Here is a 15,366-nt window from a genome sequence, read left to right as displayed (position 1 = left end):
TGCATCCGCTCACCTCAGTCACATAGTTAGCTATGCTCCTGAGGATTCCCGGCCTTGCCGTCTTCCTGCAACTCGAATTATTTAGGGTATGAAATTTTCCCTAAAGCATACAACTCATCGCCGCCAGGCTAGTACAGAATCGGAGATATTTTTCGTCTGGTTAAATAATAACCTGAAGGTGAATTATACTTGGAGTATCGCAAGCATTTGCGCCGCAGGTCCGGAGGTTGTATGAGCCATGTCTGGGGATTGTTTTCCCATCCTAATCGGGAAATGCAGGAAATTAAGCGCGAGAACGAATCCGTCTCGCATCACTACACTCACCATGTGCTGTTGATGGCGGCCATTCCCGTCATCTGCGCGTTTATCGGCACCACGCAAATCGGCTGGAACTTCGGGGACGGCACCTACGTTCAGCTCTCTATGTTTACCGGCCTGTATCTGGGCATTCTTTTCTACGCTCTGATGCTCGGCGGCGTCGCGGTGATGGGCCGGGTTATCTGGTGGATGGCGCGTAACTATCCGCAGCGTCCGTCGCTTGCCCGCTGTATGGTTTTCGCAGGGTACGTGGCCACGCCGCTGTTCTTAAGCGGGATTGTGGCGCTTTATCCGCTGGTCTGGCTGTGCGTGGCGGTAGGCGCCCTGGCGCTGGTCTACACCGGCTATCTGCTCTACGTTGGCGTGCCGGACTTCCTCGGCATCGACAAAGAAGAGGGGATGAGTTTTTCCAGCTCAACCCTGGCCATTGGCGTGCTGGTGCTAGAAGTACTGCTGGCCGTCGCGGTGATTCTGTGGGGTTATGGCTACCGTTTGTTCTGACGGGGCGAATTAACAGAAAGTTTTGATATAACGTTACGATTCTTAACTGGCAGTCAAGCGGGGCGGCGGAGTATGATTCCGGCGCCCCGCACGTTTATGTCATCCCGATGACGCTTAGCGGTGAGCCTCTACTTTTCCGGAATCATTACAGAAGTGTCACCATGCCGACAAAAATCCGTTTATCGTTGTTCAGCCTTGCGCTGATGATGACTGTGCCTTTTGCCCCGCAGGCAGAGGCCAGTAAGGTCGCCACCCACGCGGCCAGCGCCGGTCAGGAGATTGCCTCCGGCAGCGCCATGATTGTCGATCTGCAAACTAACAAGATTCTCTATTCCAGCCATCCGGATCTGGTTCGTCCTATTGCCTCCATCACCAAGCTGATGACCGCGATGGTGGTGCTGGACGCCCATCTGCCGATGGATGAAATGCTGAAAGTGGACATCAGCCACACGCCTGAAATGAAGGGCGTTTACTCTCGCGTTCGCCTGAACAGCGAAATCAGCCGCAAAAACATGATGCTGCTGGCGCTGATGTCGTCAGAAAACCGTGCGGCGGCGAGCCTGGCACATCACTACCCTGGCGGCTACGACGCGTTTATTCGCGCGATGAATGCGAAGGCGAAGTCCCTCGGCATGACCCACACCCGCTATGTGGAGCCGACCGGCCTGTCGATTGAAAACGTCTCAACCGCGAGCGATCTGACCAAACTGCTGGTGGCGACGCAGAAATACCCTCTGCTGGGCCAGCTCAGCACCACGCATGAAGATATGGCCACCTTCCGCAACCCGGCTTATACGCTGCCGTTCCGCAACACCAACCATCTGGTGTACCGTGAAAACTGGAATATTCAGCTGACGAAGACTGGCTTTACCAATAACGCAGGCCACTGCCTGGTCATGCGCACGGTCATCAACGGCCGCCCAGTGGCGCTGGTGGTGCTGGACGCGTTCGGGAAATACACCCACTTCGCCGACGCCAACCGCCTGCGTTCCTTCCTGGAAACCGGCAAAGTAACCCCTGTTCCGGCGGCGGCGTTAAGCTACAAGCGCTCTAAAGCGGCGCAAATGGCCAGCAACACCGCAGCAGGTTCAGAAGAAGAGTAATCAGTCCGGCAGCGTCCCGTCTCCACCGTTGAGGGGGCGCTGCATCATCACCGTGTCCCGCCAGTCTCCCAGCTTAAAGCCAACGCTTCGCAAACATCCGACGGTTTCAAACCCGTGCTGGCTGTGTAATTTGCACGATCCGGTATTATTTTCCCCGTCGCCAATCACCGCAATCATCTGCCGCCAGGGCCCTTTTTCACACAGCGCGATGAGCTGGCTCAACAGGGCTTTGCCAATGCCGCGTCCGGTCATTGCGGCGTCGATATACACCGAATCTTCTACCGTGTAGCGGTAGCCGGGGCGAGGGCGGTACACCGTAGCGTAGCAGTAGCCCACCACTTGATTGTCAATCACTGCAACCAGCCAGGGCAGGCCATGAGCGCGAACCGCCGCCAGCCGCTCGGTCATCTGTTTTCCATCAGGCGGGGTTTCTTCAAACGATCCTTTGCCGTGCAGCACGTGCCAGGCATAAATCGTTGTCATCGCGGGGATATCGTCGGGGGTGGCTTCCCTGATGAGTACGGCAGGGAAAGGCAGAGTTTCTACTGCGGACATCTTTCGCTCCTTGGGCAGAAAAAGGGTGAAGATAGCCTTCACCCTGCGTCATTAATCTATGCCCAAAAAAGCGTGAAACATAGTTTGCCCGTCATAGGAGAAACTTATCTCTGTCAGCCGTGCTCCTGCACGCTGTCGTCTTCGGCCCAGCTTTTACGCCGGGTTGTTTTGCCAATTCCAGGATTCATGCTGTTGGTCGGGTCGTTGGCCTTGTAGAACTGCTTCAGCGTTTCCGGCGCTTTGTAGAGATGGCCTACGTTATGCTCGGCGGGGTACTGCGCCCCGCGTTCGTGCAACAGCGCCAGCATCTGCTCTTTCAGCTCGTGCACGTCCACGCCTTTTTTGACGATGTAATCCTGGTGGAAGACATGGCACATAAAGTGGCCGTAATAGAGACGGTGGATCAGCTTATCGCCGATCTCCGGCGGCAGCTCTTCGAACCAGTCTTCGTCGTTGCGGCGCAGCGCGATATCCAGCGCCAGAATATCTTCTACTTCATCCGCATGCACGGCGTGATAGCGGATGGCGGCCCCGGCGGCGGCAAAGCGGTGCAGGAAGGCTTTGCTGCCTTCCTCCGCAGTACAAACGAAGAAGTCGCCTTCGGCGGTTTTAAAATATTCGCTCAGCCATGCTTTGGCTTCATCGATCCCGTCCCCGGCCATTTTCAGCAGCAGGTGGTGAGGATATTTATCCCGCCAGGTTTTCATCCGTTCCGGCAGGTGCGCCGGGAAAACGCCGCCGAGTTTCTGCATAAAGCGGTCGGTAAAGTGCGGCTTAAACAGCGACACCTTATCGAGCATCGCATCGGTGCGTCCTTTCATGGTGAAGAAGAACGGCATTTTGTCGGTGCCGAGCTTGTCGATCATCAGGAACGTGTCTTTGCCGTACTTCTCCGCGATGTCGTAAATATCGCGGTGCATATACTCCCCGGCAACCGGCAGATTTTCGAAGTTGGCCAGAATATGGCGGCGGATTTCGCCCAGCACGCGGGGCTGGTTGGTGCCGATGTAAAACACCTGCTGGCGCTTTTCCGCCTGGAAGGTGTCGAGGCGGACGGCGAAGACCGCCAGTTTGCCCGCGCAGCCGGAGGATTCAAACAGGCGGTCCGGATCTGCGTTATAACGCGCGGGCGTGTCGGCCTCCACGTCGCGCACGCGGGTGACATAATCGTGGTCGTGAGCGTGGCGGCCATCGTGCTGCACGTCGCTGTCTTTCACGCGCTCATCGTCGAGCGCGCCAAGAATTTGTTCCGGCGTGGTGCCAAGGTTAATCCCCAGATGGTTTACCAACTGCAGCTTGCCGCTTTCATCAATGCGCGCGAAAAGCGACATCTCGGTGTATGCCGGACCGCGCTGCACCAGCGACCCGCCGGAGTTGTTGCAAATCCCGCCGATTACCGAAGCGCCAATACAGGATGATCCAATCACCGAGTGCGGCTCGCGCCCGAGCGGTTTCAGCGCTTTTTCCAGCGAGTAAAGCGTGGTGCCTGGGTAGGCTAGCACCTGCTCGCCCTTATCCAGCAGATGCAGCTTGTCGAGGCGCAGCGTGCTGATAATCACAATATCGCGATCGTAATCGCTGCCGCTGGGCGTTGAGCCTTCGGTCAGGCCGGTGTTGGCGGCTTGCATAATAATGATTTTATCCGCCGCGACGCAGGCGCTTAATACGCGCCACAGCTCCAGCAGAGAGCCGGGGAAGACCACGGCCAGCGCTTCCCCCAGGCCGGAACGGAAGCCTTTGCGGTAGCGGGCCGTTTTGGCCGGGTCGGTTAAAACATGGTGCGAGCCAACGTGGCGAGAGAGTTCGTTTATCAGCGTTTTATTATCGGAAGTCATCAAAACAGACATGGATCCACTCCTTGTGATGGCATCAAAAAGCCTGTCGTTAAGCATAGCGCCGAAAAACGTGAGCGTAACGAGGAAATCTCCACGAAATCAGCAGCCAGGTTTGGCTACGCTCTTCTTACCGTGATGGCGATGTGGCAAACTGCACGCCTTAACAAAAGCTTGTGAGAGTGAATCCGATGAAATGGCTCTGTTCTGTAGGGATTGCCGTAAGCCTGGCGCTGCAGCCTGCGCTGGCCGACGAAATGTTTGGCCCGCACCCTTTAACGCCGGAAGCGCGTGATGCCTACGTCACCGACCTGCTGAAAAAAATGACCACCGATGAAAAAATCGGTCAGCTGCGTTTGATAAGCGTCGGCCCGGATAACCCGAAAGAAGCCATCCGCGAAATGATCAAAGCCGGGCAGGTGGGAGCCATTTTCAACACCGTCACCCGCGAAGACATTCGCATCATGCAGGACCAGGTGATGCAGCTCAGCCGCCTGAAAATTCCTCTCTTCTTCGCCTACGATGTGGTGCACGGCCAGCGTACCGTTTTCCCGATAAGCCTCGGCCTGGCGTCCTCGTTCAACCTTGATGCGGTCAAAACCGTGGGCCGGATTTCCGCCTATGAAGCCGCCGACGACGGCCTGAACATGACCTGGGCGCCAATGGTGGACGTCTCGCGCGATCCGCGCTGGGGCCGCGTGTCCGAAGGCTTTGGTGAAGACACCTACCTGACCTCGATGATGGGGCGCACCATGGTGGAAGCGATGCAGGGCAAAAGCCCGGCGGATCGCTACTCGGTGATGACCAGCGTGAAACACTTCGCCGCCTATGGCGCGGTCGAGGGCGGGAAAGAGTACAACACCGTCGACATGAGCCCTCAGCGCCTGTTCAACGACTACATGCCGCCGTACAAAGCCGCGCTGGACGCGGGCAGCGGCGGCGTGATGGTGGCGCTGAACTCTCTGAACGGTACGCCGGCTTCCGCCGACAGCTGGTTGCTGAAGGATTTGCTGCGCGACGAATGGAAATTCAAAGGCATCACCATCTCCGATCACGGCGCGATTAAAGAGCTTATCAAGCACGGCGTAGCCAGCGACCCGAAAGACGCGGTGCGCATTGCGCTCAATTCCGGCATCAACATGAGCATGAGCGACGAGTATTACAGCAAGTACCTGCCGGAGCTGGTGAAAAGCGGTGCGGTGCCGATGAAAGAGCTGGATGACGCCGCTCGCCACGTGCTGAACGTCAAATACGACATGGGGCTGTTCAACGATCCGTACAGTCACCTGGGGCCGAAGGATTCTGACCCGGTCGATACCAACGCGGAAAGCCGCCTGCACCGCAAAGAAGCGCGTGAAGTGGCGCGTGAGAGCATGGTGCTGCTGAAAAACCGCCTGCAGACTCTGCCGCTGAAAAAGACCTCCACCATTGCGGTGATTGGTCCCCTGGCGGACAGCAAGCGTGACGCGATGGGCAGCTGGTCTGCCGCAGGCGTGGCCGCGCAGTCTGTCACCCCGCTGGAGGGCATCAAAAATGCCGTCGGCCAGCAGGGCAAAGTGGTGTTTGCGAAAGGCGCGAACGTTACTGATGAAAAAGATATCGTCGAGTTCCTGAACCAGTACGAACCGGCGGTCACCGTTGACCCGCGCACGCCGCAGGCGATGATCGACGAAGCGGTGAAGACGGCGAAAAACGCCGATGTAGTCGTGGCCGTGGTCGGTGAAGCCCAGGGCATGGCGCACGAAGCGTCCAGCCGCACCAACCTGACGTTGCCGCAGAGCCAGCGTGACCTGATTGCCGCCCTGAAGGCTACCGGTAAACCGCTGGTGCTGGTGCTGATGAACGGTCGTCCTCTGGCGCTGGTGAAAGAAGATCAGCAGGCGGACGCAATGCTGGAAGCCTGGTACGGCGGCACGGAAGGCGGTAACGCCGTCGCTGATATCCTGTTCGGCGACTACAACCCGTCCGGCAAACTGCCTATGTCCTTCCCACGCTCCGTGGGGCAAATTCCAACGTACTACAGCCACCTGAATACCGGCCGCCCGTACGATCCGGAAAAACCGAACAAATATACCTCCCGCTACTTCGATGAAGCCAACGGGCCGCTGTATCCGTTTGGCTACGGCCTGAGCTACACCACCTTTAAAGTCGGTGATGTGAAGCTTTCCGCCCCAAGCATGAAGCGCGACGGCAAAGTTGAAGCGTCGGTTACCGTTACCAACACCGGCGACCGCGCAGGGGAAACCGTGGTGCAGATGTACCTGCAGGACGTGACCGCTTCCATGAGCCGCCCGGTAAAAGAGCTGAAAGGCTTTAAGAAAGTGGCGCTGAAAGCGGGTGAAAGCCAGACGGTCAGCTTCCCAATCGACATCAGCGCCCTGAAGTTCTGGAACGCGAAGATGAAGTACGATGCGGAGCCGGGCAAGTTCAACGTGTTTATCGGCCTCGATTCTGCCCGCGTGCAGCAGGGTGAATTTGAGCTGAAATAAAGCAGAGCATTATTAGAATGCAGCCACCTTTAAAGGTGGCTGTTTTTTTAGGTGTAATCAATGCTTCGCTGAAGATTAGCGTATTCCCTGATTATTTTCGCTGGCAAGATTTAGCTCGTTTAATACTGGCGCAACAGAATAGAATGAGCCGCAAACGACAATCACATCGTCGGCACTGGCGTCAGCTTTAGCCGCTTCCCAGCCGGATAAAATATCCGGGAAGTTTTTTGCCTTCGGTAAATACTGAGCAATATCTTCAGCTTTAGAGCTTCTGGGGCCCGCCTGAATACCACAGCAATACCACTCTCCGTTGAGATCTTTTAACTGTTCAATAGTGCCGTTGATATCTTTATTAATAAGCATACCGATTACAAAAAGGCACTTTCCCTTTATGGGGAAGTTACGCAATCTTTCCGCTAAATATGCCGCAGCATGCGGATTATGCGCCACATCTAAAATCACCGTCGGTTGATGGCTAATGACTTGAAAACGGCCCGGCAAATTGGCTTTATCAATGACGTCACTCAGCGCGGTAAGATCAAATTTAAGCCCGCTGACGCGCAGAGCCGCTAGTGCGGTAGCCACGTTATCGCGTGGCATTTTAGGCTGGCTCAGCGGCGCAATTTCGCCGAGGTTATCGCTAAACGCCCATGCATCTCTACGGTCTGTTACTTGCCAGTTGACTCCACGCTGATGGGGAATCGCGCCAATCTGTTCCGCATAGCGGAGCAATGATGCCGGTGCCTGAACTTGCCCAATCACCGCCGGACGTCCACTACGGAAGATGCCCGCTTTGATTTCGCCGATGGCTTCGGCGCCTTTCCCCAGCCAGTCTTCATGGTCCAGTGCCACGTTGGTAATCACAGAGACATCCGGCGTGAGAATGTTGGTCGCATCGTCCCGGCCGCCCATGCCGACCTCAATGATGGCGACATCAACCTGAGCCCATTTCATCAGGCAAAATGCGCCTAGCGTATTGAACTCGAAAGGCGTGAGCGTCGTGGCCTCGCGCGCTTTTTCAATTTCAACAAAAGCAGCAATGTGGGCGGCGTCCGACAGCTCCTGGCCCTGAATGCGCACGGTCTCTTTATAATGCATCATGTGGGGGGAGCTGAAGACGCCCACTTTGTGCCCTGACAGCATCAGCACTTTTTCAAGGGTATGGCAGGTGGTGCCTTTGCCGTTGGTCCCGCCGACCAAAAAGACAAAAGGGGCGGGCCGTAAGACATTCAGTTTGGCTGCCACGTCCCTGATTCTGCCCAGGCTCATATCAATGACCTGCGAATGAAGGCTGTCGATGTAAGCCAGCCAGCGGGGTAAGTCTGCGGTGAGATCGGGTATGTTGGCGCGGTTGCTCATCAAATATTCCTTGGTTAAAACTAAACTCTGCGGGGTGGGGTTGCCGCTTTAGCTGGCCGGGTTCAGGACGAAATTGAAGTCCAGGGTGCAGAAAGATTGCGGGCAAAACGTACCGTCAGGCGCTATGCCCGGCGCGTGCTTAACCCAGTCGGCAATCAATGAGGCTCTGACGCCAAATACGCTGTCCGAAGTGAGGTATTCATCCTCTTTATTAAAGACATGCGTAATTAAACGCTGGTATCCCTCGGCATTGATCATGAAGTGCAGATGCGCCGGGCGCCACGCGGCCCTCCCCTGGGCGGCGAGCAGGCTGCCAACCGGACCGTCGCTGGGGATCTCGTAAGCCTCAGGAACCACTGTTCTAAAAAAGAAGTTTCCCTGTAAATCCGCTTTCATGACGCCGCGGCACCGAAGTCCGTGAATATCCGCTGCCTGCACATCGTATTGGCCCTCGCCGTCGGCATGCCAGATATCAATCGTTGCATTGGCAACGGTTTCCCCGCCGATCCCGGTTACTTTGCCTCTTACAAACCACGGTGTGCCCGGCGCGCCCTGTGAAAAATCTTCTCCCGGTTCAAGCCGTGGGGCTTCTGCCACATGAAAAGGCCCAAATACGGTAGATTCCGTGCATCCGGCGGGTTTGCGATTATTTTGCGCAATGACCAAAGAAGATAATCCCAGCACATCGGAAAGCAAAATAAACTCCTGGCGCTCGGGGCTGCAATATTTTCCAACCTGGGTAAGAAACTCGATGCCTTTCTCCCACTCCTGCTCCGTCAGCTGGACATCCCGGGCAAAAGAATGCAAATGCTCGATCAGGCCAGTAAAAATCGTATGCATACGGTCGTCGGTGGGAATTGAAATTTTGGAAAGCACTTCTTGGGTAATATTTTTATCATCAATGTTTAACATTTTATTATGTCTCGTTGCCACGAGGAGTAGGGTAGGGACACACAATGTGACACTGACTTTTTAAACTTTAAATATCTTCTTCTGGAAATAATGTAATCAAGTGTATTAATTTTGGTTTAATTATTTTTGTGGGGTTATTAAGAACTTAGACATCTAACTTCACGAGCTTGTCTGGTTTTTATAGTTTATTGCATCAACAAAAAATTAATAAAAATAAATATGAATAAAATGCGACAGTGAAACGTTAGCTGAGTATGTCCGCTACCGGAAATACTCCATGCTTCGTATTCTTCTCAAAATAATCCTCGGGCTGTCGATTAGCCCCTGGCTTTATGCCGCGCCGGAAAGCTACAGCGTCCTTACGCCGCAAACGGCGATAGAACTTTCATGGCGCGCGTTTGGCGGGACTTCTCAGGCGCACCTCGACGGCGTCACTGGCTCACTTTTGCTGGATGCAGGGAACGACATGCACGACAGCATCAGCGTACGCATCCCAGCCGCAACGCTGCAGGCTTCAAACAGCCTGCTGACTTATCAACTGCAGAGCGGGCTATTCTTTGATACCGCACATTACCCGACGCTCTCGTTTAGCAGCACCAGGGTTGTGGCCCAGGGGGCCGGGCGTTACCGGATTTTCGGTCTGCTGCAGGTAAAAAATGTTCAGCGTCCGGTGGTTTTGGAAGCGAGTCTGGATAACGCCCCCGCATTAACTTCAGGCCAAAATGCCCTCTCATTACGTGCCACAACGGTTATCTCCCGCGCCGCCTTTAATATGGATAAATTTGAGGCCGTGGTGGATGACAGTATTGCGATTGAGATTAAAATCCGCGCGAGGATTAGCTAGGTTTTTTAATGTAAGTATTTGTTGTATTTGTATTTAATTGCTTATTCTTTGAGGTGGTTGGTGTCCCTATTTTAACCTTTCAATTTTCCGTTCACCCGTGGATCGATTTCCCATATACGCTCAGATCACGGTGAACGTGTCAGGGGGCACTACGCTGTATGAACTGGCACATAGGTAACACTTTAAACCGGGCACATGGGTAACAGGTTATAACTGGTACGGTAAACTGAGTGAGGAGGTTTATCGTGCCCTGGCTTGAGACTGTTACCATGCAACGAATGCAATTTGTCATGGCATGCCTTGTAGACGGATTATCTGTCAGCGATGCCTGTCGCAGATTCAATATCAGCCGTAAAACGGGCTATAAGTGGTTAGCTCGTTTTTCAGGCGAAGATGTTAACTCTCTGGCTGACCGTTCCAGGGCACGCCATCATCAAAACACCATTCCTGAGTCGATGGTTCAGTTGCTGCTGAAAACTAAAAAGCAGTACATGCTGTGGGGGCCAGAAAAAATCAGGCAATATCTGCTCAATCTGGATACTCCCGGTGTCCCTGCCGCAAGCACTGTCGGCCAGATATTCAAGTCTCATGGATTGGTAAAAGCACGCCCCCCTGTTCGATTCAAGCCGACACAGCCCCATGTTCTGTATGAGGTCAAAGAGCCCAATGATGTCTGGAGTGCTGATTTTAAAGGGAAATTTAAACATGCTAACGGGAAATGGTGTTACCCGCTCACGCTGACGGATAACTGCAGCCGGATCATCCTCGCCAGTGAGGCGACCTATTCCCCTAATAATGCCTTTGTCGTTTCCTGCCTCGAGCGCATTTTTATTGAAAACGGCATGCCCCAATTATTACGGACTGATAACGGTGCACCCTTTGCCGGACATGGGGTGTGGGGGTTGAGTGTCATGTCCGTCTGGTTATTAAAATGTGGCATTATTCCTGAACGTATCCGGCCAGGTAAACCGACTGAAAACGGGCGTCACGAAAGAATGCACCGGACAATGAAGGAAGCGCTCAACCAACATTGCTCATTTTCTTCTCTGGAAGAACAGCAACAATGGTTTGACAGATGGCGAAAGGAATTCAACGAGATAAGGCCGCATAAAGCGCTTCAGGGTAAAACGCCGGCCTCGGTCTGGAAACCTTCGGAAAGACAGTTTACGGGGCCACGAACAGAAATGCCTGTCCCGGATAATGCCAGAATGTTGAGAGTCGCGCAGAGAGGAGATTTATGGTTCAACAGTACCCGAATATTTCTGAGTGAAGCGCTACGAAATGAGTGGGTCTGGATGAAACCGTTGAATGAGCAATGCGACGAAATAGGATTTGGTGAACTGATACTGGCGCATTACGACAGAATCAATCACCGTATCCTGAGGTTAGATTGAGAGAAAGGTGTAACCCATGTGACCGGTTCATACAGCGTAATGCCCCCTGACACGTTCACGTGCTCTGAAAGTACAAGGGAAACTGAATTATCGGTGAACGGCATAACTGCGGAGCGAAAGATATCTGTGGAAGATTTGAAAGAGAAATGTGATTAAGCAACAACGCCAATCCCCCAAGAAATCTCGCCCAATGAAGCCAAACTCACCAGAACTTACTACAGTTAGTAAGGGCCTCCCCTTAAGGTATCAGGTGACGTTATGGCGCTTTATTCCATCGGAGAAGTGGCTGTGCTTTGCAATATTAATCCGGTAACCCTCCGGGCCTGGCAGCGGCGTTACGGGTTGCTCAAACCTAAGCGAAGCGACGGCGGGCATCGCCTGTTTGATTCCGCCGACATCGAGCGGATCCGCGAGATCCAAACCTGGATCGAGCAAGGCGTGCAGGTCAGCAAAGTCAAAGGCCTACTCAGCGGTGAAAACCGGGAAAAAGAACACGCCTGGGGAGAGCGGCAGGAAACGCTGCTCCGCCATCTGCAAAGCGGCAACCCCAACCTGCTCCGCGCCTGGATAGCCGACATTGGGCGTATCTATCCGGCGCACACGCTGGTGCAACATCTCTATCTTCCGCTGCGTCGCCGCCTTTACGGGCAGCAAATTGCGCTGTGCGCGCTGCTTAGCCTGCTGGACGGCGCTCTGATCAACTATATCGCGATGTGTATTGCCGCCGCGCGCAAGCAAAATGGCAGAGATGCTTTAGTCGTGGGCTGGAACGTGCAGGACACAACGCGGCTGTGGATGGCGGCGTGGATTGCCAGCCAGCAAGGCTGGCGGGTCGACGTGCTGGCTAATTCGCTGAGCAGCCTGAAACCGGAGATTTTTGACCGGCAAACGCTGCTGGTCTGGTGCGGTGACTGCCCCGGAGAACGGCAAATAGACCAGATTGAATCGTGGCGCAGCGCAGGGCTGCCCGTTTTTGTGCTGGGTAACGTTGAGCGCAGACAGCCCACGGACTGACGGCAATAAAGAGTGAAAATGGCCTTTTTCCCTCTTCGTCACAATCAAAGGTTCATTAACAACCCCGCTTCCCTTTATAATCGCTTCGTTAACAAACGGAGCAACGGATGAAACTGTCAAAAATGGCCCTTGTGGGCGGAATGCTGGTTATGGCGATCGGCGGCATTGGCGGCGTGATGCTGGTCGGCTACATCGTTATTTTGCATGGCGCGTGACGTAACTTTCCAGGCGCTCAAACAGGCGGTCAGTAACAATTGCCGCCAGCGCCACCAGCACCGCGCCCTGAATCACATAGGCGGTATTAAAGCCGCTTAGCCCGATAATAATCGGTGACCCGAGCGTGTTAGCGCCCACGGTAGACGCGATCGTCGCGGTGCCGATATTAATAATCACCGATGTCCTGATGCCCGCCAGAATAACCGGCGCGGCGAGCGGCAGTTCCACTTTCCGCAGCATTTGCCCGCGGCTCATACCGATGCCAAGCGCAATCTCGCGCGCGGATTCAGGCACCGCCCCAATCCCCGCCAGCGTCCCCTGTAAAATCGGCAGCAGGCCGTAAATCACCAGCGCGATGATCGCCGGTTCTTGCCCGAACCCCATCACCGGCACCGCCACGGCTAAGACGGCCACCGGCGGAAAAGTTTGCCCGGCGGCGGTAATGGTCTCCACCAGCGAACGAAACTCTTCCCCCGCCGGACGCGTGACCAGAATCCCCAGCCCCACGCCAATCACCACCGCAACCACGCTGGAAATACCCACCAGCGTTAAGTGCGCCAGCGCCAGAGAGACAAAGCTGTCCTGCTGGTACATCGGCCTCGTCAGCTGCGGGAACAGCCAGCTAAACAGCCCGCTGGTGTAGGGCAGCAGCACCAGCAGCGCAGCAAAAAGCGCGATAAGCCACAGCAGAGGATCACGCAGCAGGCGCATGTTCTCTCCTCCTGACCAGGTCGCTAAAGTGCAGCACGCCGCAGGGCTTATTCTGGGCATCCACCACCGGCAGTTTTTCGCACTGACGGTCGATAAACAGCGAGAGCGCTTCGCGCAGCGTCATGTCTGCCCGGATAGGTTCCCCTTCCAGACGTTCATCGGCGCGAATGCTGTCTGCGACGTGGCGCAGTGAAAGCAGCCGGACGCCAAGCTCACTGCGGCCAAAGAAATCACGCACAAAGTCGTTGGCCGGGTTGGTCAGCAGCTCCAGCGGCGTTCCCTGCTGGATAACTTTGCCGCCGTCCATCAGCACGATGTTGTCGGCAAGCGTTAAGGCCTCGTCAATGTCATGCGTCACCAGCACGATGGTGCGCCCCAGCAGTTGATGAATGCGGATCATCTCCTGCTGCAGCGTCGCGCGGGTGACCGGGTCCAGCGCACCAAAAGGCTCGTCCATCAGCAGCACCTCCGGGTCGGCCGCCAGCGCACGGGCCACGCCCACGCGCTGCTGCTGCCCGCCGGAAAGCTGGTGCGGATAGCGGTCGCGGAACTGCGCGGCGTCCAGGCCTAACAGCTCCAGCAGCTCGTCGATACGTTCGGCCACTCTCGCCTTCGGCCACTTCAGCAGCTCAGGCACCGTGGCGATGTTCTGCGCCACCGTCCAGTGCGGGAACAGGCCGATGGACTGAATGGCGTAGCCCATGCGGCGGCGAAGCGCCTTCGGGTCAAAGCTGCGGATTTCTTCCCCGGCAAAGCGAATGCGCCCTTCGTCGTGCTCTACCAGGCGGTTGATCATCTTCAGCGTGGTGGACTTGCCTGAGCCGGAGGTGCCGATCAGCACGGTGAATTGCCCTTCAAGGATGTTCAGCGTCAAATCACTGACCGCCGCTTCGCCGTGGAAGTATTTGCTGACGCGATCGAACTCGATCATTATTTTGCCTCCAGCAGAGAAATAAACAGCTTAAACAGCGCGTCGACGATCACCGCCAGGGCGATAACCGGCATCACGCCAAGCAGAACCAGATCCAGCGCGCTGCTCAACAGCCCCTGGAAAATAATCGAGCCAAATCCACCTGCGCCAATCAGCGCGGCGATAACCGCCATGCCGATAGTCTGCACGCAGACCACACGCAGGCTGCGGAGCAGCACCGGCAACGCCAGCGGCACTTCCGCTCGCCAGAAAATTTGCGCCCGCGACATGCCCATGCCCAGCGCGCTTTCCACGATGTTGCGCGGTACCTGCTGCAAACCCGCCACCACGCCACGCACCAGCGGCAAGAGCGCATAAAGCACCAGCGCAATCAGCGCAGGCGCGACGCCAATCCCGCTCACGCCCATTTTCCCCAGCCACGGCAGCCAGGCGGCAAGACCCGCCAGCGGCGCAATAAGCAGGCCAAACAGCGCCACGGAAGGCACCGTCTGGATCACGTTGAGCAGAGAAAACACGCCAGATTGCCAGGCCGGGCGGCGATAGCAAAGAAGTCCCAGCGGGACGCCAATCAGCAGCGCCGGAGCCAGAGTACCCGCCAGCAGGGCCAGGTGGCGGCTCAGGGCATCGTCAAACACGTCCTGGCGGTTGACGTACTCCTTCATCAGCGAAAGATCGCTGAAGTAGCCGGTTGCCAGCAGCGCGACGGGGACGACCCAGACCTGGAGATTCAGCAAGAGCCGCCACAAAGGGCTGGCCGTGAGTCTGTTAGCCGCATCGGCGCAAAGCAGCAGGCAAACCGCCAGCATCAGCCACAGCCCGCTGCCGGGGGAAGTACGCGCGAGGGAACTGCCCTCCAGGGCAAGCTGGCTCGCGGTGTGTCCCAGCAGTAACAGCAGGCCGATAAACAGCAGCTCGCCGCTGGCAATAATCACCAGCTGAGTGATGGCGCGGGCGGGGGCCAGCGTCAGGCCAGCCAGCATCAGAAAAGGAATCGCCAGCCAGTAATACAGCGTGCCGGGCAACTGGGTGATGCCCAGCGGCTCGCCGGAAACCAGGCGGTTAGGCGCGTTGTTGATGATCGGGAGTAACATCAAGGCGGCCGCCAGCAGTAACACCAGCAGCAGCAGTACCCTGTTATGAATTTTTAGCAAACGTCATTCCAGCAGATTGATGACAAACAGCCGACA

At 55.8% G+C, this 15,366-nt stretch carries 14 protein-coding genes; 7 read left to right on the top strand and 7 right to left on the bottom strand.

Annotated features, from left to right (window positions below; genetic code table 11):
- Positions 1 to 231 precede the first annotated feature (231 nt).
- Entirely contained in the window at positions 232 to 819 is a 588-nt protein-coding gene (locus ACREYP_RS15930; RefSeq protein ID WP_008456316.1) for a Yip1 family protein, read from the top strand.
- A gap of 161 nt (positions 820 to 980) precedes the next feature.
- Positions 981 to 1,922, top strand: coding sequence for a D-alanyl-D-alanine endopeptidase (gene pbpG, locus ACREYP_RS15925; protein ID WP_166866045.1), 942 nt, complete (start codon positions 981 to 983; stop codon positions 1,920 to 1,922).
- Here the strand turns inward: pbpG and ACREYP_RS15920 are convergent, their stop codons facing one another.
- Together ACREYP_RS15920 and dld are read right to left on the bottom strand one after the other, a co-directional pair.
- Positions 1,923 to 2,477 carry a GNAT family N-acetyltransferase gene (locus ACREYP_RS15920; protein ID WP_166995379.1) on the bottom strand — a complete coding sequence of 185 codons (555 nt, stop codon included), beginning with the start codon at positions 2,475 to 2,477 and terminating at the stop codon, positions 1,923 to 1,925.
- Positions 2,478 to 2,590: 113 nt separating this feature from the next.
- A complete protein-coding gene (gene dld, locus ACREYP_RS15915) occupies positions 2,591 to 4,324 on the bottom strand; it encodes a D-lactate dehydrogenase (RefSeq protein WP_498880973.1) in 1,734 nt (577 codons plus the stop codon).
- 176 nt (positions 4,325 to 4,500) lie between these two features.
- On the opposite strand from dld, the gene bglX reads away from it, so the two are divergent.
- Positions 4,501 to 6,798, top strand: a complete 2,298-nt coding sequence (bglX, locus tag ACREYP_RS15910) for a beta-glucosidase BglX (protein ID WP_336709383.1) — start codon at positions 4,501 to 4,503, stop codon at positions 6,796 to 6,798.
- A gap of 75 nt (positions 6,799 to 6,873) precedes the next feature.
- Here the strand turns inward: bglX and folC are convergent, their stop codons facing one another.
- Positions 6,874 to 8,157 carry a bifunctional tetrahydrofolate synthase/dihydrofolate synthase gene (folC, locus tag ACREYP_RS15905; protein WP_008456328.1) on the bottom strand — a complete coding sequence of 428 codons (1,284 nt, stop codon included), beginning with the start codon at positions 8,155 to 8,157 and terminating at the stop codon, positions 6,874 to 6,876.
- A 48-nt stretch (positions 8,158 to 8,205) separates the two neighbouring features.
- The gene (locus ACREYP_RS15900; RefSeq protein WP_008456329.1) at positions 8,206 to 9,069 is read right to left on the bottom strand and encodes a dioxygenase family protein; all 864 of its coding nucleotides are present in this window, start codon (positions 9,067 to 9,069) and stop codon (positions 8,206 to 8,208) included.
- 277 nt (positions 9,070 to 9,346) lie between these two features.
- Here ACREYP_RS15900 and ACREYP_RS15895 point away from each other — a divergent pair, with 277 nt between their 5' ends.
- The 4 genes from ACREYP_RS15895 to ACREYP_RS15880 all read left to right on the top strand — a co-directional run bounded on the left by ACREYP_RS15895 (position 9,347) and on the right by ACREYP_RS15880 (position 12,536).
- Positions 9,347 to 9,913 carry a YceI family protein gene (locus tag ACREYP_RS15895; protein ID WP_008456331.1) on the top strand — a complete coding sequence of 189 codons (567 nt, stop codon included), beginning with the start codon at positions 9,347 to 9,349 and terminating at the stop codon, positions 9,911 to 9,913.
- 245 nt (positions 9,914 to 10,158) lie between these two features.
- Positions 10,159 to 11,307, top strand: coding sequence for an integrase core domain-containing protein (locus ACREYP_RS15890; protein WP_498880972.1), 1,149 nt, complete (start codon positions 10,159 to 10,161; stop codon positions 11,305 to 11,307).
- A 258-nt stretch (positions 11,308 to 11,565) separates the two neighbouring features.
- A complete protein-coding gene (locus ACREYP_RS15885; RefSeq protein ID WP_336819897.1) occupies positions 11,566 to 12,321 on the top strand; it encodes a MerR family transcriptional regulator in 756 nt (251 codons plus the stop codon).
- 122 nt (positions 12,322 to 12,443) lie between these two features.
- On the top strand, positions 12,444 to 12,536 hold the full coding sequence (locus tag ACREYP_RS15880) for a YohO family small membrane protein (protein WP_409335219.1): 93 nt from the start codon (positions 12,444 to 12,446) through the stop codon (positions 12,534 to 12,536).
- Here ACREYP_RS15880 and ACREYP_RS15875 read toward each other — a convergent pair.
- The 3 genes from ACREYP_RS15875 to ACREYP_RS15865 are packed head-to-tail and all read right to left on the bottom strand — an operon-like array spanning position 12,517 to position 15,330.
- Complete coding sequence (locus ACREYP_RS15875) at positions 12,517 to 13,248, bottom strand: ABC transporter permease (RefSeq protein ID WP_039291356.1); 732 nt, start codon at positions 13,246 to 13,248, stop codon at positions 12,517 to 12,519. The two genes, ACREYP_RS15880 and ACREYP_RS15875, sit on opposite strands and share 20 nt — an antisense overlap.
- A complete protein-coding gene (locus tag ACREYP_RS15870; protein WP_336819895.1) occupies positions 13,232 to 14,179 on the bottom strand; it encodes an ABC transporter ATP-binding protein in 948 nt (315 codons plus the stop codon). Before ACREYP_RS15870 ends, ACREYP_RS15875 begins: the two co-directional genes overlap by 17 nt.
- Entirely contained in the window at positions 14,179 to 15,330 is a 1,152-nt protein-coding gene (locus ACREYP_RS15865) for an ABC transporter permease (protein ID WP_336819894.1), read from the bottom strand. Before ACREYP_RS15865 ends, ACREYP_RS15870 begins: the two co-directional genes overlap by 1 nt.
- Positions 15,331 to 15,366: the final 36 nt, after the last annotated feature.

The organism is Enterobacter sp. TMH.L2 (assembly GCF_050847315.1).
GTDB lineage: Bacteria > Pseudomonadota > Gammaproteobacteria > Enterobacterales > Enterobacteriaceae > Cedecea.
Note: the sequence above shows the minus strand (reverse complement) of the source record. Positions and strands in the feature narration are given on the sequence as shown.

Bases quoted from the DNA above. Each gene is read 5' to 3' on its own strand.
- ACREYP_RS15900 (WP_008456329.1), bottom strand. From the start codon at position 9,069: ATGTTAAACATTGATGATAAAAATATTACCCAAGAAGTGCTTTCCAAA.
- dld (WP_498880973.1), bottom strand. From the start codon at position 4,324: ATGTCTGTTTTGATGACTTCCGATAATAAAACGCTGATAAACGAACTC.
- ACREYP_RS15920 (WP_166995379.1), bottom strand. From the start codon at position 2,477: ATGTCCGCAGTAGAAACTCTGCCTTTCCCTGCCGTACTCATCAGGGAA.
- ACREYP_RS15880 (WP_409335219.1), top strand. From the start codon at position 12,444: ATGGCCCTTGTGGGCGGAATGCTGGTTATGGCGATCGGCGGCATTGGC.
- ACREYP_RS15895 (WP_008456331.1), top strand. From the start codon at position 9,347: ATGCTTCGTATTCTTCTCAAAATAATCCTCGGGCTGTCGATTAGCCCC.
- pbpG (WP_166866045.1), top strand. From the start codon at position 981: ATGCCGACAAAAATCCGTTTATCGTTGTTCAGCCTTGCGCTGATGATG.
- folC (WP_008456328.1), bottom strand. From the start codon at position 8,157: ATGAGCAACCGCGCCAACATACCCGATCTCACCGCAGACTTACCCCGC.
- bglX (WP_336709383.1), top strand. From the start codon at position 4,501: ATGAAATGGCTCTGTTCTGTAGGGATTGCCGTAAGCCTGGCGCTGCAG.
- ACREYP_RS15870 (WP_336819895.1), bottom strand. From the start codon at position 14,179: ATGATCGAGTTCGATCGCGTCAGCAAATACTTCCACGGCGAAGCGGCG.
- ACREYP_RS15930 (WP_008456316.1), top strand. From the start codon at position 232: ATGAGCCATGTCTGGGGATTGTTTTCCCATCCTAATCGGGAAATGCAG.
- ACREYP_RS15875 (WP_039291356.1), bottom strand. From the start codon at position 13,248: ATGCGCCTGCTGCGTGATCCTCTGCTGTGGCTTATCGCGCTTTTTGCT.
- ACREYP_RS15885 (WP_336819897.1), top strand. From the start codon at position 11,566: ATGGCGCTTTATTCCATCGGAGAAGTGGCTGTGCTTTGCAATATTAAT.